Consider the following 17,007-nt stretch of genomic DNA (forward strand, 5'->3'; position numbering starts at 1 on the left):
CACAACCCAAACAAGTGAGTTGTGATTTTTTATTATATTTATTTTCCTTGTGTTTTCTCCCAATCCGCTAAAAACTTCTCAATCCCTTGATCTGTTAACGGATGTTTCACTAATGCTCCAATTACATTCGCTGGGATTGTTGCGATATGTGCACCGTTTAATGCTGCGTCTGTTACGTGAACACTATGACGTACAGATGCTGCAATAATTTCTGTTTCAATACCGTGAATTGCAAAGATCTCAGCAATTTGGCGAATTAAATCTATACCGTTATGACCGATATCATCTAAACGACCTAAGAATGGAGATACATATGTTGCTCCAGCGCGCGCTGCAAGTAATGCTTGTACTGCTGAGAATACTAACGTAACGTTTGTACGAATTCCTAAATCAGAGAATGCTTTTACTGCTTTTAATCCTTCTTTTGTCATTGGAACTTTTACAACAACGTTTGGAGCGATTTTTGCTAATTCTTTTCCTTCTTCAATCATCTTATCTGCTTCTAAGCTAATTACTTCTGCACTTACAGGTCCTTCTACAACGCTGCAAATTTCACGAATACGCTCATGGAAATCTACGCCTTCTTTTGCTACAAGTGATGGATTTGTTGTAACGCCTGCTAATACGCCTAGTTCATTTGCCTCTTTAATTTCATTAATGTTTGCTGTATCAATAAAGAATTTCATTTGTTATTCTTCCTTCCTAATTTTCATTTTATATTTATTTTTTCTTAATAAGCTCTAATTCAATCGGAATGAATTTTTCCACTTTTTTACCTTGCTTCACCTGTTTTGCTGTTTCCATCGCCTTCTCCCCGATTAATTCCGGTTTTTGTGCAACAGTTGCTGCCATACGTCCATCATTAACCGCTTTCACAGCATCGTCTGTTGCATCAAATCCAACAACAACGACATCTGTCTTCCCAGCAGATTTTAATGCCTCAAGCGCACCTAATGCCATTTCATCGTTATGAGCAAATACTGCTTTTATATCATTATTTGCCTGTAATATGTTTTCCATAACTGATAATCCTTTGGCACGGTCAAAGTCAGCAGCTTGCTTTGCAACTACTTTTAACCCTTTATCCGCAACTTTATGGAATCCTTTCCCGCGCTCACGAGCAGCGGATGATCCAGGAATCCCTTCTAACTCAGCAACATTTGCTCCTTCACCAACAAGTTCACGAATGTATTCCCCTGCCATATTTCCACCTTCAACATTATCGGAAGCAATATGAGAAACAACTTTCCCTGAGTTTGCAACGCGGTCTACTGTAATAACAGGAATATTCGCCGCATTGGCCGCACTTACCGCTGAGGCAACCGCATCTGAATCTGTTGGATTAATAACAACTACGTCAACGCCTTTTTGAATTAAGTCTTCGACATCGTTCGTTTGCTTCGCGGCATCGTTTTGTGCATCAACAGCAATCAGCTCAATACCAGTATCTTTCGCTTTTTTTTCTGCACCTTTTTTCAACGTAACGAAAAATGGATTGTTTAAAGTGGAAACAGAAAATCCAACTTTAATAGTTTTATTTCGACCTTTATCGCTAGAATCCTTCGCCCATTCCGGTGGTTCCATTGAACAACCAGCAGTGATTACCATTATGAATGCAACGAGTACAAGCAACCATTTTTTCATGAATTGTCCCTCCATTATGCTTCTTTTCGACGATCAATTAGTACAGCAAGTAAGATAACAAGCCCTTTTACAACTTGTTGGAAGAAAGATGATACTCCTAATAAATTTAGGCCGTTATTTAGTACACCGATAATCAGTACACCGATAAATGTACCGACAATCCAACCTCTTCCGCCAGAAAGACTTGTTCCTCCTAATACAACTGCAGCAATTGCATCTAATTCGTAAGAAGAACCAGCAGTTGGCTGTGCAGAATCTAAGCGTGATGTTAACACAATACCTGCAAGCGCTGCCAAAATTCCAGAAAGACCATAAATCATTACTTTTATTTTCGTTACATTAATCCCTGATAACGCTGCGGCCTCTTCATTCCCACCGATTGCAAATGTACGGCGCCCAAACGTCGTTTTCTTTAAAATAAAGTACAATACAGCAAAAGCAATCATCATCGTTACAGCTGGTACAGGAATACCAAGGAAGTAACCACGGCCAAACATTTGAAACATTAAATGATCACCAAGACCTGTGATCGGACGTCCGTCCATGTAAACAAGTGTGAGCCCGCGAAAAATAGTCATTGTTGCTAATGTTGCAATAAATGGTGCCACTTTTCCTTTTGCAATGATGATACCGTTTACAATCCCCATTACAAGACCTGCTAATAATCCAACTGCCATTGCAAGGAACGGATCCATGCCACTTGCCATCATTCCAGCAACAAGTGCACTTGATAATGCTAAAATAGAACCTACCGATAAGTCAATACCCCCTGTTAAAATAACGAAGGTCATTCCAAATGCAATGAGTGCATTAATCGATACTTGGCGCAAAATATTAAATAAATTTGGAATTTCAATAAACGCTGGATTTAATGCCGTAATGACTACAATGATAAGCACCAATCCAATTAAAGAACCAAGTTGTTGCAATACATTCCCCTTTTTAGTCATAACTTATTCTCCCCCTGTAGCTAATGCCATAATGGACTCTTGTGTTGCTTTATCTTTTTCTAAAATACCGCCGACTTTCCCTTCATGAATAACAAGGACACGATCGCTCATTCCTAACACTTCGGGCAGTTCGGATGAAACCATAATAACGGCATCCCCTTGATTTGTAAGCTTGTTCATAATAGAGTAAATTTCTTTTTTAGCACCAACATCAACCCCTCGCGTTGGTTCATCTAAAATTAATAACTGCGGATGAATCCCAAGCCATTTCGCAATTACAACCTTTTGCTGATTCCCACCAGAAAGCGATTTGACTGGTTGTTCCCCATTTGCCGCTTTTACATTAAGAAGTTTCATCATATCGGCTGCAAACTGCTCTTCTGTTCCTTTATCCATTACACTACCTTTTGAAAGACTTTCTAAGTTTGGCAATGCTAAATTTTCACGAATTGAAAAGTCTAATACAAGTCCTTCTGATTTTCGATCCTCAGTGATAAAAGCAATTCGTTGCCGTATTGCATCGATCGGACTATCAATCTTCACTTCTTTACCGTTTATCAATATTTGTCCTGAGTCTAATGGTTCATATCCAAAAATTGCTTTCATAATATCGGTACGACCAGCACCCATTAATCCGGCAACTCCAAGAATTTCACCTTTTCTAACTTGAAACGAAATATTTTCAAACTTCCCTTTTTTCGTTCCGTTACGCATTTCAAAAATAACTTCTCCGATCTTCGCACTACGCTCCGGATAACGCTCACCAATGCTGCGACCAACCATCATACTCACCACTTCATCAAATGACGTTTCAGGAATTAACCTCGTTCCTACATATTCTCCATCACGTAAAATCGTAATAGCATCACAGATTGAAAAAATTTCTTCCATACGATGTGAAATGTAAACGAAAGATACACCTTCTTTACGTAATTTATTAATAACCGTAAAGAGCGTTTCAATTTCGCGATCGGTTAAGGCAGCTGTCGGCTCGTCCATAATAATAACACTTGCATTTGTCATTAAAGCCTTACCAATTTCAATAATTTGCTGTTGTCCGACTGATAGTTCCCCAGCGAGCATAGCCCCTTTTACGTGAAGCCCAAGACTTGCTAATTGCTGCTGCGCGATTGCATTCATTTGACGCGTACGCAGAATGCCTGTTTTCCCATACATAAGCTCTTTTCCAAGAAACATATTTTCAGCAACTGTTAAATTCGGTAGTATGTTCAGTTCTTGATGAATAAAAGCAATCCCATACTCTTCTGCTTCTTTCGCGTTTTTAAATGTCCGTTCTTGCCCATCAATCGTGACTTGACCACCATCTCTCGTATATACACCTGTTAAAATTTTCATGAGCGTTGATTTACCCGCTCCATTTTCCCCCATCAGTGCATGGACTTCTCCTGTTTCAATACGAAACTGTGCGTTCTTCAAAACAGGATTACCATTGAACGCTTTTGAAATGTTTTTCATTTCAATACGCATTCTCATCACATCCCTTTATTAAAAAATCACGCCTGCGTGTAAAATAACATTCGCATATGGCGTTGCTTCTCCTGTACGAATAATTGCCTTCGCCTGTTTTGTATGTTCTTTAAACTGCTCATGAGACACGTATTCAAAAGCAGCATCTTTTAAACGCAGCTCAACTTCTTTGTTTACTTCTGCGTTATTCATCGTAATCTCTTCTGCTAATGTTAATTTTTCAATTGCCATGTCATCTATCACAACTTGTAATACATCTAGAAAAGATGGTTTTCCAAGCTCTACTGCTAAATCAATTCGTTTCACGCCATCAGGAATTGGTAAGCCACAATCAGCAAGAACAATTGTATCCGTGTGCCCAAGTGAGGCAAGTACTGCAGCGATTTCACTATTTAATACACCATGCTTTTTCATCCTACGATCACCTGCACCTCTCGCAATCTTTCCCTTGTTGGCATACCGCCTTGTGCTCCAAGTTTTGTTACAGAAAGACCACCAGCAATATTTGCAAAACGAATTGCTTTTTGTAATGTTTCTCCTTCAGAAAGTGCAACTGCTAATGCACCATTAAATGTGTCACCAGCTCCTGTCGTATCCACTACTTCTACAGAAATACTTGGAACATGAACAATTTCTGTACCATTATGGAAGCGAACGCCTTTGCTACCTTCTGTCATCAATAACTTATTTGGGTATTTCGCAAGTAACTCTTCAATTGGTGACGTAAAATCATCTAATACAATGCGGCATTCATGCTCATTCGGTGTAATATACGTCGCCTTTTCCAAAATATCTGCTGGCAACACTTGTGCTGGAGCTGGGTTTAACATAACTGGAATTTTATGCTCCTCACAAATAGCAAGAACGTACTTCACTGTTTCAAGTGGAATTTCCAGTTGAAGGACAACCATATCCGCTTTTACAAGAAGGTCTTTCGCACGATCTACAATTTGTTCATTCACAAGACGATTTGCGCCTTGGACAACGACAATACTGTTATCTTCTTCCGCTAAAACAATATGAGCAATTCCTGTTGTTTCGTCTGTAACCGGTACCACATAGTCAATAAAAATACGTTCATTCTCTAAATTATTTCTAACTACTTTACCATAACCATCATTTCCAACAGCTCCAACCATTGCTACATTCGCACCTAGTCTAGCTGCAGCAACAGCTTGGTTAGCTCCCTTTCCTCCTGGTACTGTGTGAAATGCTTCTCCAATCACCGTTTCTCCTGCTTTTGGCCGTTTTTGTGAAACGGCTACTAAGTCCATTGAAATACTGCCTACTACTGCAATGTTTGGCATATATCTCATCTCCTTACCTCGTTGTATTTCGTTCTATAATTTTAATCGGTAAACGATAATGTTCTGTTTCTAATGATTTTCCTTCCATCTGCTCTAACAATACCTCCGTTGCAATGCGTCCCATTTCATAAATAGGCTGCGCAACTGTTGTAAGAGATGGGTACATCATTTCTGTTAATGAAATACCATCAAATCCAATGATTTGCAAATCATCTGGAATGGAAATTCCCTTTTGTAGCGCCGCTTTGACTGCACCAATTGCAATCAAATCATTTCCAGCTACAATACCATCAATATACGGATGTTCTTCTAATAATTCCATTGCCACACGTTCGCTATCTGCTGGATCAAACGTACTCTCTGCGATCATATAAGAAAGTCCATATTGTGTAATAACATCTACAAAGCCTTCAAAACGCTCATTTGCTGTACTCACGTCACGCGGACCACGAATATGTGCAATATGTTTGCAACCTTTTTCTAACAATAACTTTGTCGCTTCTTGAATTCCTGCATAGTTATCTGCATATACGGTTGGAATACGTTCATTGAACATGCGGTCAATTGCCACGACTGGTACAGATAAGTTCATGTAATTCATGCTGTTTTGTGGATTCGTTGCTACAATAAAGCCATCTACATTATTTTGTTTAAGCACATCAATGTACTGCTTTTCTTTTTCTAAACTTTCATCAGAATTACACAGTACAACTGTATATCCTTGCTTATGTGCTACATCCTCTACGGCACGCGCAACTTCTGGAAAGAATGGATTCACGATATTTGGAACAACCAAACCAATTAAATGAGATTTTTTATTATATAAAGAACGTGCTACTGTACTAGGTTTGTAATCCAGCAGTTCAATTGCTCGCTCTACTTTTTTTAACGTATCTTCGTGAACATATCCATTCTTATTTAACACCCTGGAAACGGTCGCAACAGATACTCCCGCTAATTTCGCAACGTCTTTAATTGTACTCATTTTTTCCCTCTCCATTCCATGTAACCGTTTACAGAAAATAATATAACTCATTTACAAAAATACGTCAATCATTTATAACAAAAAAACTTACATGTTATACTCTATAAAAAAAGCATCGCCATAAGGCGATGCTTTTTCCTATTATGAATACGATACGTTTGTATCTTTGTCTTCTACAGCCGGCTCTTCTGCGCCTTTTTTACGATCAGAAAGCTTGATTTTCTGTAGGAAAATCGTAAATACAGCACCAACTACGATAAAGACTAAGCCTGTTAGGAATACACTATGAAGTGAATCTATTAAAGATGTTTTTAAAATAGGTACAATACTATTTGAAATTGCTTCTGGCATTTGTTTTAATGCTTCTGGACTAAACAGCATTGAATATAAACCTTGTGGATCTGTATGAATCATATCTTTAAACTTCGTTACCATCTGCCCTGCTTCTGCTGGGAATGTATTTAAGACAGGCACTAATTTATTTGTTAATGTTGTGCCTGAAGTATTATTCATAATAGATCCTAAAATCGTAATCCCGAATGTTCCCCCGATTTGACGGAAGAATTGACTAGAAGATGTAACAACCCCAAGATCTTTTTTCGGGAAGCTTTCTTGCAATGCTAATGTTAATGTTGGCATTACAAGCCCCATTCCTAAACCAATAATACTCATATAAGAAGTTGCAACAAGCTTACTTGTATGCATATCCATTGTTGTTAACAGCCAAAAACCACCAGCCATAATGAGCATCCCTGTAATAATTTGTGGTTTCACGCCAACCTTTAATACGAGCTGACCACCAATAATACTCATCACAATCATCGTAATCATCATTGGTGTCATAATTGTTCCAGATTCAGCAGCACTTACGCCGACAATTCCTTGCATAAAGAATGGTACGAACATAATTGCTCCAAACATTCCAATACTCATAAAGAAACCAATCGCATTCAATAGTGTAAATGTACGGTTCTTAAAGAAATGCATTGGTAAAATTGGCTCTTCTGCCTTTGTTTCAATAATAACAAAACTTACGATACCAATGATAGCAAGTGCAAATAATCCAATGATTTGCCAAGAATCCCACGCATAGTCTTTCCCGCCGAATGTTAATGCAAGTAATAAACTCACAACACCGAGAATCATCGTGAAAATACCAGCAATATCAATTTTAATTGGTCCTGTTTGTTTATGTGATTTTAATCCCATTGCAATAAAGATTGTCGCTAAAACACCAACTGGTAAATTAATGTAAAATACCCATCTCCAGTTAACAGCATCAACAATCCAACCACCTACTTGCGGTCCAACTACAGATGCAAGACCGTAAAGCGCTCCGAAAATTCCTTGCCATTTCGCACGTTCTTTTCCTGTAAACATATCCCCGATAATAATCATTGCCATTGGCATCATAATACCGCCGCCAAGACCTTGAATACCGCGGAAAATAATTAATTCTGTCATACCGTTTGCCATACCACATAATGCTGAACCAACCATAAAGATAATTAATCCTGTAATATATACGTTACGGCGTCCTAATAAATCTGCTAACTTCCCTGCAATTGGTACAACTGTCGTTGATGTTAGCATATATGCTGTTGTTAACCATGTCATTAAGCTTAATCCGCCTAGTTCACCAACGATGCGCGGCATTGCTGTACCAACAATCGTTCCATCTAATGCAGCAAATAACATCGCAATTACTAGACCGATTAACAACAGCTTTCTATTTTGATTTGCTTGTTGTTCCATGTAATCTCCTCAATTCCATTTAGTTTTTCTCTTTTTTCTCAGGTGTCCCGCAAATAATTGCTCCTAGCTTTTCAATCAGGCGTAGTAAATCTTCTCTCTCCTGTAATTCTAATTGTGAAAAGTACTTTGTAATATGTTCATTGCGAGCAGTCATTGCCTTTTCTAATGTATCTTTCCCCTTCGTTGTTAACTCAATTACGACAACACGACGATCATTTTTATCATGATAACGTAGCACGAGTTCCTGATCGATTAAACGATCAATCATCACTGTAATTGCACTTGGTTTCACGTACATTTTCTTCGCCAGCTCTGTCGATCTAGATGCACCGTAATGATCTAAAATTTTCAAAATATAAAACTGCGGTGGTGTAAGTCCTGATGCTTGCAATTGTTCTAATAGCTCTGTTTGCATTTTCTTTCCTATAGAAAATGCTAGAGCCTGAATTTTATCAATATGAGTCATATCATTTTGCATATTATCCACCTCTTATTTAAATAAGAAAATATTTAACGTATTTAAATATTAAACTCCCTAATGAATTTCGTCAACATTTAATTTCATAAAAACGTTTACATTTTTGTCACAAAGTTGTATAATTTTTGTCGAAGTTAATATTGACAGTCATGGAGAATGAGAGTATACGACTATGGAGCATAGAAGGGGGACCCTTTCTATATTTCATGGTCTTTTTTGATGTTCCATGTCATCAAATGTTTTCAATAATAGAGGAGGACTTTAGGCGATGTTTCTAACTAATTTATTTAAACCTGCACCGCATACAGAACGCTTGCCTGCTGACCGCGTAGATAGCGAATACCGCAAACTGCGTTTGCAAGTGTTTTTAGGAATTTTCATTGGCTATGCAGGTTACTATCTTGTTCGCAAAAACTTTTCACTGGCAATGCCTTATCTTGTTGAACAAGGATTTAGCAAAGGAGAACTTGGAGTTATCCTTTCTGCCGTATCTATTGCATATGGCTTAAGTAAATTTATAATGGGGATTGTATCCGACCGTTGTAACCCCCGCTACTTCTTAGCAGCAGGGCTATTTTTATCCGGTATCATTAATATTATTTTTGGTTCATTCTCTTTTATTACAACGAGCATTTTATTAATGTTTGTTCTTCAATTTTTAAATGGTTGGGTACAAGGTATGGGCTGGCCTCCATGTGGTCGTACAATGGTTCATTGGTTCTCTATTAGTGAACGCGGTACAAAAATGTCCATTTGGAACGTTGCCCACAATGTTGGCGGCGGACTTATGGGACCCCTTGTTACACTAGGGCTATTCTTATTTGCTGGTAGCTGGCAAAGTATTTTCTACTTCCCAGGTATTTTTGCAATTTTAGTTGGGATCTATGTATTAATTGTAATGCGCGATACACCACAATCTTGTGGATTACCACCTATTGAAGAATATACAGGTGAATATCCTTCAGATGAAAAAGTGAAAGATCGTGAACGTGAACTTTCGGTAAAAGAAATTTTATTTACGTATGTACTGAACAACAAATTTTTATGGTACATCGCTATTGCTAACGTATTCGTATATTTCGTGCGCTACGGTGTTGTAGACTGGGCACCTACTTATTTAGTAGAAGAAAAAAGCTTTACTCATAATAGTTCTCGTACAGCATACGCTTTATACGAATTTGCTGGTATTCCAGGTACACTCCTTTGCGGATGGATGAGTGATAAATTATTTAAAGGGCGCCGTGCACCTGCTGGTATTTTATTTATGGTTGGTGTATTCATTGCCGTTCTTGTTTATTGGTTAAATCCAGCTGGCCATCCAATGATTGATAGCATTGCACTTGTTGCAATTGGTTTCTTAATTTATGGACCAGTTATGTTAATTGGATTACATGCCCTTGACTTAGCACCAAAAAAAGCTGCTGGAACAGCTGCTGGTTTAACAGGTTTCTTCGGTTACCTGGGCGGTGCTGCATTTGCTAGTGCGGCAATGGGCTTTATTGTAGATGCTTTCGGATGGAACGGTGGTTTCATTCTATTACTTGCATCTTGTGTGCTTGCGATTGTCTTCCTTGCTCTTACTTTAAATACAGGATCATCAAAATCTCAGCAAGCATAAAGTGAAACTTTACTCAGTGGGAACAACAGCTGAAGTAAAGAAATAAAATAGCTCTTAGCATATACCTTAATGCTAAGAGCTATTTTTCATTTATGCCTAATGATATTGTCTTGCCAACTATAACAATCATTCCCCTTCTATTTATAACGCTCCTTTTATAAAAGCATCTGTTGAAACATTTTCACAGCAATAGCCAACACCACCGAAGTAGTAAATCCCCCTAAACAAATAAGACTCACTCCCTGACTATACGATAAACTTTGAAATGCTTTCATTTCTCTCATCCTTCCATGTATTTGATATTTTTATTTTAGCCATAAAAGGAACTTTATAACATCGATTTTGCTAACAGCAGTCTTACAATTTTGTAAGATTTATCTCTATAAAAAAACAGACAACATCTCTGCTGTCCGTTACTTTACAATCATCACCGGGCATTTCACTCGTTTTGCTATTTTATGACTTACGCTACCAAGTACCATTTCTTGCAATGTATTTAATCCCCTACTCCCCACAATTACAAGATCAATGTCTCCTGTATTTACGTATTGAATAATTGTATCGCCTGGATCACCATGTAAAATCGTAATCTTATAAGAAACTCCTTCTCGCTGTAATAAATTTTCAATTTCTTTTAATCTATCTTTTCGACTAGCTGAAATTGTTTCTATATTTGTTTGTCCCTGTATAATATCTGATTTTGCCGTTCTATTATCTACTACGTATACAACTTCAATGTTTATTTCCTTACTCAATATAGCAATGTGTGCGGCATGTTTTGCTGCGCGCATTGCGTGTTCTGAACCATCACATGCTAGTATAATTTGCTTGTACATGTTCTGAAACCCCTTTCGTAGTCATACTCGTATTATAGTACAAAAATCTCCCTTTCGTTCATTCGAAAGGGAGATTCATAACTAACTAGCAACTTTATTCAATGTCTCTTTCTGTTTGTAAGTAGCTAGTTTCTTAATAAGTTGTAAACTACGCTCATTTAGTCCAACTACATTTACTTTCACACCCGCTTGCTCATACTTCATAGCAACTTTATCAACCGCAGCGACAGCTGAATCATCCCATACATGGGCGTGTGTAAAATCAATTTCTACTTCTTTTACATCTTCTTTAAACTGAAACGCGTTTATAAATTCTGTAGTAGATGCAAAAAAGAGTTGTCCATGAATGGCATATACTTTTTTCTCACCAACATAAAAATGTTTCACGTGAATCTTTGCCATGTTGAACGCAAATAAAACTGCACTTATCACCGTACCAATCATAACACCAAGAGCTAGATTATGTGTAACAAGAACAATTGCAACTGTTACAATCATAACAAATGCATCACCTTTCGGAACTTTATGAAGAGTAAATACAGAGTTCCAATCAAATGTTCCAATAGAAACCATAATCATAACCGCAACTAACGCCGCCATTGGAATATGAACAACATAGTCACCTAGAACGAAGAGCAATACAATTAAAAATCCACCTGCTACGAATGTGGATAAGCGACCTCGACCACCTGATTTCATATTAATAATAGATTGTCCAATCATCGCACACCCTGCCATTCCACCAAAGAAACCAGCAACAATATTAGAAATTCCTTGTCCACGCGCTTCTTTATGCTTATTACTTGGTGTGTCTGTCATATCATCTAAAAGAGATGCCGTTAATAGTGATTCTAATAAACCGATAACCGCTAACATAATAGAATATGGTAAAATAATAGCTAATGTTTCTAAGGTAAATGGCACATCCGGAATACTAAAAAACGGTAATTCAGTTGGTAAACTTCCCATGTCACCAACTGTACGTAATTGAAAACCGCCTAACAGCGCAATACTTGTCACGACAATAATAGCAATAAGTGTAGAAGGCACTGCCGTTGTAATACGTGGAAATAGATAAATAATTGCGAGTCCTAATGCTACTAACGCATACATTTGCCAGTTTGCACCTTTAAAGTGTGGCAATTGTGCTGTAAAAACTAAAATCCCTAACGAATTTACAAATCCACTCATAACAGAACGGGGAACGAATTTCATGAATGAACTTAGTTTTAACACTCCAAAAATAATTTGAACAACACCGGTCAAAATTGTTGTAGCAAACAAATACTGCAATCCATAATCTTTTACAATTGTTACCATTAACAATGCCATCGCACCTGTTGCCGCAGAAATCATGCCCGGTCTTCCACCCACAAACGAAATTGTTACAGCAATACAAAATGCAGCGTATAGTCCAACCATCGGGTCTACACCTGCAATAACGGAGAAGGCAATCGCTTCAGGAATTAATGCTAACGCAACGACAATCCCTGACAATACATCGCCTTTCACATTGGAAAACCATTCAGTTTTTATAGTTTGAAACAAAATAACACTCCTCTATTTTTCTATTTTTGATTTCCTCCGTAAGAAAATCGGTCCGACTGCACGAAAGCTATTATATAACGAATGTCAGATTTTCTGCTATGAAAAACTTTCCCAAATACAAAAAGACGCTACCTCATGCAGCGTCTTTTCTTTTAATGTCCACCGTGTCCCCCACCATTTTCTTGAACAATCTCTAACTTTTCATCAAGTATTCCTTGTGTTTCAAACGAGATATTCTCTGTATTCCCTAATAAAAAGCCGTGGTTATATGGCCCGAGCGTTGGATCATCTTTAAATTTTGGTTGAATCGTAGCTAATAAATCATATACAGGCTGTGACACTTTCCCTTTATCTAATAAAAGAACCGGTGCGTGTTTCCCCATATGCGAGAATGGTGCTCCGGCGATTGCTAAATCAGGTGTTTCTGTTGAAACAAATGACACGCCATGTCCCGGCTTTTTAAATCCCCAGCCAAATCTCGTTTTTTCATCTTTAAACTTAGCAAAGGCGATTGAATTCTCTGTCGGAGTTTCTCCACTAATACGAGTTACTTTCCCATGCTTACTTAACTGCTTTTCTACCTCTTTTGAAATAATTTTTTCTGGACCTAACACATATATATTCGCCTTACCTTTTCTTGCTTTCAATGCCTCAATTGTAGCCTCTGGTACTTTATCTTTTGTTACATATAAAAGAGATTCTGGCATATGCGCAATCCAGTTCACAGTAGGTGTTGTATACAATCGCCCTTCTTCTTCAGAAGAACCAATAATGACGCTTTCCGGATACTTTCCTGTTATATCCGCATATTCTTTATCAACATCTTTCGCAAATACAGCTGGATCCGTTTCTTTTATTTGTTTTACTTTATATTCTTTTAATTGCTCTAATGTAGAAGATTCTACATCTCCCATCACCATAATTTGCGTTCCATCTTTTGTTCCGAGTGGATTTAACCGTTTTATTTCTTTTAACGTTGCTTCTGGAATACTTTCTTTATTTATAAATAAAATAGGTCCATTGTTTGGATGGTGAATAAGATCCGCACTAGCAATACCAATTTGCCAACTATTAACTGGGACTAAAATTACTGCTCCCGGTTGATTTTCTTTATGAGTCGCTGGCCATATTGTTTGGGATGTTAATACTGCCATTTGCACAGGGTCATTTGTGTTTAATCGTGTTATATTTTTTAAACTTGTTGTTAATACATCACTAGATGCATTTGCATTCATTTCTTTCGGCGCCATCGCTTCATGATTCATTTTCATCTCTTTCTGATGCTCACTCTTCTGCTCTTTTGCACCTTCAGTCTTCTTTTGCTCCGTATTCATTTGTCCACAAGCTGTAAGCCCAAGTGCCGCAATTATTGTCATACTTAAAACTCGAGTTGTTTTTTTCAATATATCGCCTCCATATCCATCATTTTTTGAACCTATATCTTTTACCCAAAATGTAAATTTCAACTATACGATAACAACCAATTCTGAAGAAATTATGCAGACGTATCATAATCTGCACCATTTCTTCATGATTTTGCATTACACTTTTTATATCGAATACAAATACGGAGGATATTATATGATGAATATACTACTCGTAGATGATGAACCACGTATGCTGGAGTTATTAGCGCTTTACCTCACTCCTAGAGGATATAACTGCGTATGTGTTACTTCAGGACAAGAAGCCATCTTTTATATAGAAAAACAAAATTTCAAGTTCATTCTTCTCGATATTATGATGCCGAAAATGGATGGATGGGAAACATGTAAAAGGATCCGTTCATTTAGTAATGTTCCTATCATTATGGTAACCGCTCGCGATCAAACAATAGATGTTGTTCAAGGATTAAAAATCGGAGCTGATGATTATATAACAAAACCTTTTCATGAAGATGAACTAGCAGCACGAATTGAAGCTGTCCTGCGACGCAGTAATCAGCATGAACAACTAAAATATAGAGGGATTTTGTGGGATGAAGCAAAGCACTTTATTTCCGTTCATGGACAAGAGGTTTTGCTTACACCAATTGAATTCTCTTTACTTGGATTATTTTTGCGTCACGTAAACTATGTACTCAGCCGCGATCAGCTTATTGAACGAATTTGGGGGCTAGATACAAATACAGAGGATCGCACAGTGGACTCCCATATTCGTAATTTACGTGATAAATTACGAAAGACCACTTTTCCAATCGATGAACATTTAAAAACTGTATATGGTGTTGGCTATCGATGGATTGACACTGAAAATCAAGGAGCTACGCGATGAAACGGATTTCTGTTCAACTGGGATTTTATTTTTTGATTGTTACACTTTTAATCGAAACCGTCCTTTTTGTCTTGCTCTATTACAGTCTTGTCAATACGAGAGTAAATGAAGAAATGACAGCATTATTAAAGCGGGGAAATAGCCATCGAGATGTACTTGAGAAATATTTTGATTCCCAAACAATCTCTCATGTCGCTTTAATGGAGTCAGAAGCTGAAACAAAGGTTGTTATTACAAATGCTCATAAAGAAATATTAGCAAAATCTAATGATATAGATTCCACTATAAAGAAGCACATTATCGGAATGATAGCAGGTACGAATCATAACGGAACGATCGTAGAAAACCACTGGAAAACATCTAATTATATATGCACAGTTAGCCCAATAATAATAGAAGGAAAAATACAAGGTTATGTTTATATGTTTCTTGGCACAAGTTCTATTAAACAAATGATTGCAGGTCTTACAAAACAATTTCTTGTTGCTGGTGCTGTTACATTTATTTTAACAGTCATTACGGTATTTCTTCTATCGCGCCTGTTAACAAAACCGCTCCTTCGGATGAAACGTGCTACTGAAAAAATGAGTCATGGTGATTTATCCATCTCTTTAACGAGTAATCGAAATGATGAAATCGGTGAACTTGCCGAGTCTATTCAAACACTTGCGAATGATTTACATTATATGAAAAAAGAACGCAGTGAATTTCTAGCAAGTGTCGCCCATGAACTAAGAACACCGCTAACTTATGTAAGAGGATATGCAGATATCGCCATGAAAGGCAGTACACCTCCTGAGCAACGCCAAAGATATTTATCGATTATAAAAGATGAAGCTGATTACATTACAAATTTAGTACAGGATTTGTTTTTACTTGCTCAAATGGAAAATCATAATTTTTCTATTCAGGCAAAGGAAGTACACTTGCAAACCTTCCTTTCTCGCATTGTTACAAAAGTGAATATGATGTATGAAGCGAAACATATCCACGTTTCTTCAACATGTTCTTCTTCACTTTCCATAGTTCTTGATGAACAAAGATTTGAACAAGTTATTGTCAATATTTTAAATAATGCTTATGCACATTCAGCTGAACATTCTCGAATTACAATTTCCGTTACAGAGCATAAAACACAAATTGAAATTGCCATACAAGATACAGGAGAAGGAATTCCAAAAGAAGATATCCCACACATTTTCGAACGATTTTATCGCGTTGATAAAGCAAGGTCTCGTTCAACTGGCGGAACTGGATTAGGGCTTGCTATTGTTAAAGAGATAGTTGAACTACATGATGGAGAAATTACTGTCACAAGTGAAGTAAATCAAGGTTCTTGCTTTACTATTTCATTACCAACCAATATGTGAAAAAGCTTGATAAGGAAGATAGGTGGGAAACAGGTGACGCTTATAATAAAAAAACAGAAGTCATTCGTAAAAATGACTTCTGTCGTTCAAAACTTTTATTGAACTCCTCATGGAATACCTTTACTAAACTGCTGAATGCGTTTAATAATTAAAATTCCATCATTTGCAAATTCAAAAAAGTTTTTTTGCTAAAAACTCGAGTTTATCAACAATTTTTATTTATTTTTTGATAAATTGTTGCGTCCAAATATTTCCTTGTTTCACATAACCAACACCTATATAAGTAAAATTCCTATTTAGAATATTCGCACGGTGCCCTGGACTGTGCATCCAAGCATCCATAACTCCTTCTGGTGTTTGTTGCCCTTTAGCGATATTTTCACCTGCTGCGGAATAAGAAATACCAAAACGTTTCATCATGTCAAATGGCGAATTATAAACTGGACTATTATGATCAAAATAATTATTTGTCAACATATCCTCTGATTTTAAACGTGCTACTTTACTAAGCTCTGTATCTATCTGTAATGGAGATAAGCCTGCTTTCGCTCGTTCTACATTAACTAGCTCCACAACACGTTTTTCAAACGCATTTAGTACATGACCTTTATTCTCTTGTTTTTTAGCTTCTTCTTGCTTTCTAGCTTCTTCCTGCTTTCTAGCTTCTTCTTGCTTTCTAGCTTCTTCTTGCTTTCTAGCTTCTTCCTGCTTTCTAGCTTCTTCTTGCTTTCTAGCTTCTTCTTGCTTTCTAGCT

Annotated in this window: 17 protein-coding genes; 3 read left to right on the forward strand and 14 right to left on the reverse strand. The window is 37.2% G+C overall.

Annotated elements, in window-relative coordinates:
• Nucleotides 1-38: 38 nt before the first annotated feature.
• The 9 genes from fsa to J4P91_RS09345 all read right to left on the reverse strand — a co-directional run bounded on the left by fsa (nucleotide 39) and on the right by J4P91_RS09345 (nucleotide 8,607).
• On the reverse strand, nucleotides 39-686 hold the full coding sequence (gene fsa, locus J4P91_RS09305) for a fructose-6-phosphate aldolase (RefSeq protein WP_207993798.1): 648 nt from the start codon (nucleotides 684-686) through the stop codon (nucleotides 39-41).
• 34 nt (nucleotides 687-720) lie between these two features.
• Nucleotides 721-1,644, reverse strand: coding sequence for a ribose ABC transporter substrate-binding protein RbsB (rbsB, locus tag J4P91_RS09310; protein WP_017149979.1), 924 nt, complete (start codon nucleotides 1,642-1,644; stop codon nucleotides 721-723).
• Nucleotides 1,645-1,658: 14 nt separating this feature from the next.
• Nucleotides 1,659-2,594, reverse strand: coding sequence for an ABC transporter permease subunit (locus tag J4P91_RS09315; protein WP_017149978.1), 936 nt, complete (start codon nucleotides 2,592-2,594; stop codon nucleotides 1,659-1,661).
• 3 nt (nucleotides 2,595-2,597) lie between these two features.
• Nucleotides 2,598-4,082: a ribose ABC transporter ATP-binding protein RbsA gene (gene rbsA, locus J4P91_RS09320; RefSeq protein WP_017149977.1), complete on the reverse strand. Its 1,485-nt coding sequence runs from the start codon at nucleotides 4,080-4,082 to the stop codon at nucleotides 2,598-2,600.
• 18 nt (nucleotides 4,083-4,100) lie between these two features.
• Nucleotides 4,101-4,496 carry a D-ribose pyranase gene (gene rbsD / locus J4P91_RS09325; RefSeq protein ID WP_017149976.1) on the reverse strand — a complete coding sequence of 132 codons (396 nt, stop codon included), beginning with the start codon at nucleotides 4,494-4,496 and terminating at the stop codon, nucleotides 4,101-4,103.
• Complete coding sequence (gene rbsK, locus J4P91_RS09330) at nucleotides 4,493-5,389, reverse strand: ribokinase (protein ID WP_207993799.1); 897 nt, start codon at nucleotides 5,387-5,389, stop codon at nucleotides 4,493-4,495. Before rbsK ends, rbsD begins: the two co-directional genes overlap by 4 nt.
• Nucleotides 5,390-5,402: 13 nt before the next feature.
• Nucleotides 5,403-6,374, reverse strand: coding sequence for a LacI family DNA-binding transcriptional regulator (locus J4P91_RS09335; protein WP_017149974.1), 972 nt, complete (start codon nucleotides 6,372-6,374; stop codon nucleotides 5,403-5,405).
• Nucleotides 6,375-6,515: 141 nt separating this feature from the next.
• Nucleotides 6,516-8,129 (reverse strand): MDR family MFS transporter, encoded by a 1,614-nt coding sequence (locus J4P91_RS09340; RefSeq protein ID WP_207993801.1) that lies wholly within the window; start codon nucleotides 8,127-8,129, stop codon nucleotides 6,516-6,518.
• 19 nt (nucleotides 8,130-8,148) lie between these two features.
• The gene (locus J4P91_RS09345; protein WP_207993803.1) at nucleotides 8,149-8,607 is read right to left on the reverse strand and encodes a MarR family winged helix-turn-helix transcriptional regulator; all 459 of its coding nucleotides are present in this window, start codon (nucleotides 8,605-8,607) and stop codon (nucleotides 8,149-8,151) included.
• A 268-nt stretch (nucleotides 8,608-8,875) separates the two neighbouring features.
• Between J4P91_RS09345 and glpT the strand changes: the two genes are divergently transcribed.
• Nucleotides 8,876-10,225 (forward strand): glycerol-3-phosphate transporter, encoded by a 1,350-nt coding sequence (glpT, locus tag J4P91_RS09350; protein ID WP_017149971.1) that lies wholly within the window; start codon nucleotides 8,876-8,878, stop codon nucleotides 10,223-10,225.
• A 155-nt stretch (nucleotides 10,226-10,380) separates the two neighbouring features.
• On the opposite strand, the gene J4P91_RS09355 is transcribed toward glpT, so the two are convergent.
• From J4P91_RS09355 to J4P91_RS09370, 4 genes are all read right to left on the reverse strand, one after another.
• Nucleotides 10,381-10,500, reverse strand: coding sequence for a DUF4027 family protein (locus tag J4P91_RS09355; RefSeq protein WP_207993804.1), 120 nt, complete (start codon nucleotides 10,498-10,500; stop codon nucleotides 10,381-10,383).
• A gap of 138 nt (nucleotides 10,501-10,638) precedes the next feature.
• The gene (locus tag J4P91_RS09360; protein ID WP_017149969.1) at nucleotides 10,639-11,061 is read right to left on the reverse strand and encodes a universal stress protein; all 423 of its coding nucleotides are present in this window, start codon (nucleotides 11,059-11,061) and stop codon (nucleotides 10,639-10,641) included.
• Nucleotides 11,062-11,142: 81 nt separating this feature from the next.
• Complete coding sequence (locus J4P91_RS09365; RefSeq protein WP_207993805.1) at nucleotides 11,143-12,609, reverse strand: SulP family inorganic anion transporter; 1,467 nt, start codon at nucleotides 12,607-12,609, stop codon at nucleotides 11,143-11,145.
• A 152-nt stretch (nucleotides 12,610-12,761) separates the two neighbouring features.
• Nucleotides 12,762-14,012, reverse strand: a complete 1,251-nt coding sequence (locus J4P91_RS09370) for a cell wall-binding repeat-containing protein (RefSeq protein WP_207993807.1) — start codon at nucleotides 14,010-14,012, stop codon at nucleotides 12,762-12,764.
• A 178-nt stretch (nucleotides 14,013-14,190) separates the two neighbouring features.
• Between J4P91_RS09370 and J4P91_RS09375 the strand changes: the two genes are divergently transcribed.
• On the forward strand, nucleotides 14,191-14,883 hold the full coding sequence (locus J4P91_RS09375) for a response regulator transcription factor (protein ID WP_207993809.1): 693 nt from the start codon (nucleotides 14,191-14,193) through the stop codon (nucleotides 14,881-14,883).
• Entirely contained in the window at nucleotides 14,880-16,253 is a 1,374-nt protein-coding gene (locus tag J4P91_RS09380) for a HAMP domain-containing sensor histidine kinase (RefSeq protein ID WP_207993811.1), read from the forward strand. The genes J4P91_RS09375 and J4P91_RS09380 overlap by 4 nt, the downstream gene beginning before the upstream one ends.
• Before the next feature lie 219 nt (nucleotides 16,254-16,472).
• On the opposite strand, the gene J4P91_RS09385 is transcribed toward J4P91_RS09380, so the two are convergent.
• On the reverse strand, nucleotides 16,473-17,007 hold a 535-nt coding region (locus J4P91_RS09385), incomplete at its 5' end, for a CAP domain-containing protein (RefSeq protein WP_243763782.1).

This window comes from Bacillus sp. XF8, assembly GCF_017498755.1.
Lineage (GTDB): Bacteria > Bacillota > Bacilli > Bacillales > Bacillaceae_G > Bacillus_A > Bacillus_A bingmayongensis.

Coding starts and splice junctions, on each gene's coding strand:
- rbsD (WP_017149976.1), bottom strand. CDS start 4,496: ATGAAAAAGCATGGTGTATTAAATAGTGAAATCGCTGCAGTACTTGCC.
- glpT (WP_017149971.1), top strand. CDS start 8,876: ATGTTTCTAACTAATTTATTTAAACCTGCACCGCATACAGAACGCTTG.
- fsa (WP_207993798.1), bottom strand. CDS start 686: ATGAAATTCTTTATTGATACAGCAAACATTAATGAAATTAAAGAGGCA.
- J4P91_RS09375 (WP_207993809.1), top strand. CDS start 14,191: ATGATGAATATACTACTCGTAGATGATGAACCACGTATGCTGGAGTTA.
- J4P91_RS09355 (WP_207993804.1), bottom strand. CDS start 10,500: ATGAAAGCATTTCAAAGTTTATCGTATAGTCAGGGAGTGAGTCTTATT.
- J4P91_RS09315 (WP_017149978.1), bottom strand. CDS start 2,594: ATGACTAAAAAGGGGAATGTATTGCAACAACTTGGTTCTTTAATTGGA.
- rbsK (WP_207993799.1), bottom strand. CDS start 5,389: ATGCCAAACATTGCAGTAGTAGGCAGTATTTCAATGGACTTAGTAGCC.
- J4P91_RS09345 (WP_207993803.1), bottom strand. CDS start 8,607: ATGCAAAATGATATGACTCATATTGATAAAATTCAGGCTCTAGCATTT.
- J4P91_RS09340 (WP_207993801.1), bottom strand. CDS start 8,129: ATGGAACAACAAGCAAATCAAAATAGAAAGCTGTTGTTAATCGGTCTA.
- J4P91_RS09335 (WP_017149974.1), bottom strand. CDS start 6,374: ATGAGTACAATTAAAGACGTTGCGAAATTAGCGGGAGTATCTGTTGCG.
- J4P91_RS09380 (WP_207993811.1), top strand. CDS start 14,880: ATGAAACGGATTTCTGTTCAACTGGGATTTTATTTTTTGATTGTTACA.
- rbsB (WP_017149979.1), bottom strand. CDS start 1,644: ATGAAAAAATGGTTGCTTGTACTCGTTGCATTCATAATGGTAATCACT.
- rbsA (WP_017149977.1), bottom strand. CDS start 4,082: ATGCGTATTGAAATGAAAAACATTTCAAAAGCGTTCAATGGTAATCCT.
- J4P91_RS09360 (WP_017149969.1), bottom strand. CDS start 11,061: ATGTACAAGCAAATTATACTAGCATGTGATGGTTCAGAACACGCAATG.